Origin of the sequence: Solemya elarraichensis gill symbiont (assembly GCF_002021095.1) — a bacterium.
In the GTDB taxonomy this organism is placed as follows: domain Bacteria; phylum Pseudomonadota; class Gammaproteobacteria; order Chromatiales; family Chromatiaceae.
This window is the reverse complement of record NZ_MPRK01000179.1, coordinates 1-3634: the sequence shown is the minus strand read 5'-3', so window position 1 is coordinate 3634 and position 3634 is coordinate 1. Positions and strand designations below refer to the sequence as shown.

At 46.2% G+C, this 3634-nt stretch carries 5 protein-coding genes and 1 pseudogene; 4 read left to right on the top strand and 2 right to left on the bottom strand.

Features of this window, described 5'->3' with window-relative positions; translation table 11 throughout:
* Positions 1 to 53 precede the first annotated feature (53 nt).
* Complete coding sequence (locus BOW51_RS08500) at positions 54 to 281, top strand: FIG domain-containing protein (RefSeq protein WP_135568170.1); 228 nt, start codon at positions 54 to 56, stop codon at positions 279 to 281.
* On the opposite strand, the gene BOW51_RS08495 is transcribed toward BOW51_RS08500, so the two are convergent.
* A complete protein-coding gene (locus tag BOW51_RS08495) occupies positions 236 to 1204 on the bottom strand; it encodes an IS30 family transposase (RefSeq protein ID WP_078477344.1) in 969 nt (322 codons plus the stop codon). The two genes, BOW51_RS08500 and BOW51_RS08495, sit on opposite strands and share 46 nt — an antisense overlap.
* Before the next feature lie 106 nt (positions 1205 to 1310).
* Here BOW51_RS08495 and BOW51_RS08490 point away from each other — a divergent pair, with 106 nt between their 5' ends.
* From BOW51_RS08490 to BOW51_RS08480, 3 genes are all read left to right on the top strand, one after another.
* Entirely contained in the window at positions 1311 to 1943 is a 633-nt protein-coding gene (locus tag BOW51_RS08490; protein ID WP_078477343.1) for a histidine phosphatase family protein, read from the top strand.
* On the top strand, positions 1943 to 2737 hold the full coding sequence (locus BOW51_RS08485) for an alpha/beta hydrolase (RefSeq protein ID WP_078477341.1): 795 nt from the start codon (positions 1943 to 1945) through the stop codon (positions 2735 to 2737). Before BOW51_RS08490 ends, BOW51_RS08485 begins: the two co-directional genes overlap by 1 nt.
* Positions 2738 to 2947: 210 nt before the next feature.
* Entirely contained in the window at positions 2948 to 3190 is a 243-nt protein-coding gene (locus BOW51_RS08480) for a helix-turn-helix transcriptional regulator (RefSeq protein ID WP_078477339.1), read from the top strand.
* Here BOW51_RS08480 and BOW51_RS08475 read toward each other — a convergent pair.
* Positions 3180 to 3634 (bottom strand): annotated as a pseudogene (locus BOW51_RS08475) (tyrosine-type recombinase/integrase); the annotation flags it as partial. The gene BOW51_RS08480 and the pseudogene BOW51_RS08475 sit on opposite strands and share 11 nt — an antisense overlap.

The window sequence follows — 3634 nt, the reverse complement described above, 5'->3', positions numbered from 1 at the left end:
GATTTGTGGGGTTGTGGTGTTCAAAGGGGAGATGGTTTAGGAGCGACAAATAAATGAATAATTATCACGGTTTTGAATACCTCATAGACGCAATGATAGATGCTGCAACATTGTCTGGACAAAAAATAATGACAATGTTTGGTAAGCCTATACAAAAGCAAATAAAACCGGATGGTACTCCTGTTACAGCAGCAGATCATTTAGGAGAATCGCTTATTCGCAATAAGCGGCGGATTCAACTCGCTAGTGCAACAGGTGGTTTGATTCCGAAAAATACTTGATTTGGTGTTTTCATGTCAAGGCATTTCCTTGGTCGATTGTTGAGCTTATCCATAACTGCCAGAATATCCTTCTGAGTGATCGTGGTGAAGTCACTTCCCTTTGGAAAATACTGACGGATGAGCCCGTTGGTATTTTCATTGAGTCCCCGTTCCCATGATGCATAGGGATGTGCGAAATAGAAGTCTGCATTCAGCGTCTCGGCGATGGCCTCATGGCGAGCAAATTCTTTTCCGTTATCGGAAGTGATGGTGTGGACATGCTTGGATAGTGGCTTGAGTAGCGCCAGAACAGCCTCTTTCACTCCCTCCGCCCCTTTGGTTGCCACTTTAGCAATGAGGGAGAGACGTGATTTACGCTCACTCAGCGAGACGATGGCCTGTTTGTGAGCCTTCCCGATGATGGTATCGAGCTCCCAATCACCTAGGCGGGTACGACCCTCCACGATAGCAGGGCGTTCCTCGATGGAAATCTTGTTCGGAATCTGTCCCCGGCGCTCGTAGGTGCCATAGCGCTTCTTGCGTTGCTTTTGGCATCTCAGGTGGCGATAGAGCGTGCCTCCACCCCGTTTGTCTTGAAGGATGTGCTGATAGATCCACTCATGGCTTACGATGAGATGCTTTTCCTGCTTAAGCCAAAGGCTGATCTGTTCTGGACTCCACTCTTCCCGGAGCAACTGGTCAATCAGACACCAATCCTCCAAGCTAATACGGGCATAGACTTTGACCTGACGTCTATTGCTAGTCAACTGATGGGCTTGCTTGGGACGATAGCCCCGCAGGCCGCAGTTGCGGCGTAACTCGCGGCTGATCGTTGACTTGTGGACTCCCACTATGTCGGCAATTTCTGATTGATTGTGATCTGCTTTCTTCAAGGCGTATATCTGGTATCGTTGCTCTTGGGTAAGCTGCGTGTATGTACTCATGGTGCCTCTCATTCTTTCCCGAACGAAAGGCCAGGATGCTACCGCAGCTTGCCCTCTATGTCCGGCTCAGTGAGTTGCACTTAAGAGTTGAATCCGCGTTATTTTGATGAGGCATGCTACCGCACAAAAAAACATAGAAGACCGCCATGGCGGCCCAGGTACGAAATTAGTGCATAACAGCATCGAAGAAATAAAGAATGCTGTAAATAAGCTTCCTATTATCCCTTCGATGACATATTCAGTTGTGGCATCACCTGTGCGACAAGCCATTGATACCGCCAACAATGTGGCTACGCTGCTAAAAACAACGGTTTCTATTTCAGAAGAATTGCGTCCTTTTGGCCTGGGTGTCTTATCAGGGCTATCAAGAGAAGAAGCACAACGTGATTTTCCATGTACCGCAATTTTAATGGGAAAGTGGAGACGAGGTGAGATAGAAATTAATGAACTCATTATCCCACATGGAGAAAGTATAACTAGCTTCTACTCAAGAGGCTCGGGATCCATTAATGGGATTTCTTGCGATAAGAACGCAACAATCATAGTAAGCTCTAGATCCATATTAATCCTACTAAGCAGTATTTTACTTGGGCGAACAATAGATCCAGGAGGTGGGTATAAAGAGATTCCATTTCGTAATGCAGAATTTCTCGTATTTACTCGCTTCGGTAGTCAGTGGGTTCTTGATTCTAAAATGTCGTTTTTCAATCGAAACGTCTTACACACGCTAGTAAAATAATGAACGAAAAACATGTCAGCATTAAAACTGATAATGGCACGATTCGAGGCATGCTTCACGAACCTACTTGCATTGACAAGGATCTACTTCTGATAGTCATTATTCATGGATACTTTTCTGCTAATCGAGTAGGCCCTTCTCGATTATACCTAGAGATATCGCGTTATCTGTGTGAAAAAGGTTATTGTGTATTGCGCTGCGATGCACTTGGCGTTGGAGATAGCGATGGGAATTTTTCTGATGTCACTTTTAAATCCGAGTTACGCGATTTTCGTATAGTCTGTGAATATGCAACCAATCTTTATTTAGGAAATCAAATAGTACTTATCGGTCACAGTATGGGAGCAAATCTTGCTCTTCGTTTGACCAAAGATACTGATTCAGTAAGCGGTGCGCTAATGCTTGCCCCAGCAATTGAATTGCGAGGTGGAACTGATCAGCTTTTTGACGATACTCAGCGTGTAGAATTGGCGCATCAAGGATGGACTCTCAGGAAAGGTCTACATATTAATGCCAAATTCATTGATGAGATTAAATATGATTTTGCAATAGGGATAGCTGGCCAAATCAGTAAACCATTCGTCGTTATTCAAGGTGAAGCAGACGAACTCTATGATCCGATCGGAGCAAAGTTATTGGCTAGATCAAATAACATTGGGCGCCTAGTAAGCATCCCCATGTCTGATCATAACTTTTTGGCTCCGTTCCGATCCAATTTGCTCACTACCATATTAAATGAGCTTACCCAGCTGCAAAGCTTATCTGATGGTCCTATCTATGATTTGCCCAACTAACCGAATTTATTTTCGGTATGTCTCCGCCGGAATCTTCATGATTTAAATTTAGGGACTTTATCTACAAATACTCTCCTCCAACAGCAGACTATTTACCTCTCTGCTAAACATTTTTCTTTTGCTTGTCGAATTGGCACCGTGCTAAAGTTTTGGTATGGACAATTTCATCACCCCAAATAGCACATGGCTGCCAGTTAAAGGGTTGAGCCAATGAGCAGCGGAGACCAAGCCCTACCGGGTAAGACCCTGATCAACCGAAAGACTCTACTGGCAATGATCCCACTGTCGGAACGCGCCATCTTCAATATGGAGAAGCGCGGCGAATTTCCGCGGCGGATCGCGCTCACCAGCCGTAACGTCGCCTGGGACCTGGCGGAGGTAGAGGAATGGATAGAGACGAGAAAGCGATCGGGGGAACAGGCCGATCGCCCTGGATTCTCTGTTATTGCTTGATCGTCCACTCGTCGATCATGTCAGCCCAGTCTTGCAGCATCGCCGGTACTCGGCCTTGTTATAGATAGCTCTCACTCCCCTCTGCTCATGAGCAAGGCACTTCTCGATCCAGTCAGTGTTGTAACCCGCCTCATGCAGTAGCGTACTAGCAGTTCGGCGCAGATCGTGCGGACCAAATTTTCCAAGCTGTTCACCATCTTTCTGCGCAGCCTTATACGTCGAACTTAGAACACGATTCAACGTTGCTGCACTCATAGGCAAGTCCGAATCATATCGAGAGGGAAGCACGTAGTCGGATCCACCAGCAAAGGTTTTCAGCGCGATGAAGATGTCGAGCGCCTGCCGAGACAGGAACACCAGATGCGGAGTTCTTCGTTTCATCCGTTCTTTCGGAATCGTCCAAAGCGCCTCGCTGAAATTGATCTCTGACCAGGTCGCATTGGA

Excerpts from the sequence above, each read along its gene's own strand:
- BOW51_RS08500 (WP_135568170.1), top strand. The coding sequence starts at position 54 with ATGAATAATTATCACGGTTTTGAATACCTCATAGACGCAATGATAGAT.
- BOW51_RS08495 (WP_078477344.1), bottom strand. The coding sequence starts at position 1,204 with ATGAGTACATACACGCAGCTTACCCAAGAGCAACGATACCAGATATAC.
- BOW51_RS08490 (WP_078477343.1), top strand. The coding sequence starts at position 1,311 with ATGAGGCATGCTACCGCACAAAAAAACATAGAAGACCGCCATGGCGGC.
- BOW51_RS08485 (WP_078477341.1), top strand. The coding sequence starts at position 1,943 with ATGAACGAAAAACATGTCAGCATTAAAACTGATAATGGCACGATTCGA.
- BOW51_RS08480 (WP_078477339.1), top strand. The coding sequence starts at position 2,948 with ATGAGCAGCGGAGACCAAGCCCTACCGGGTAAGACCCTGATCAACCGA.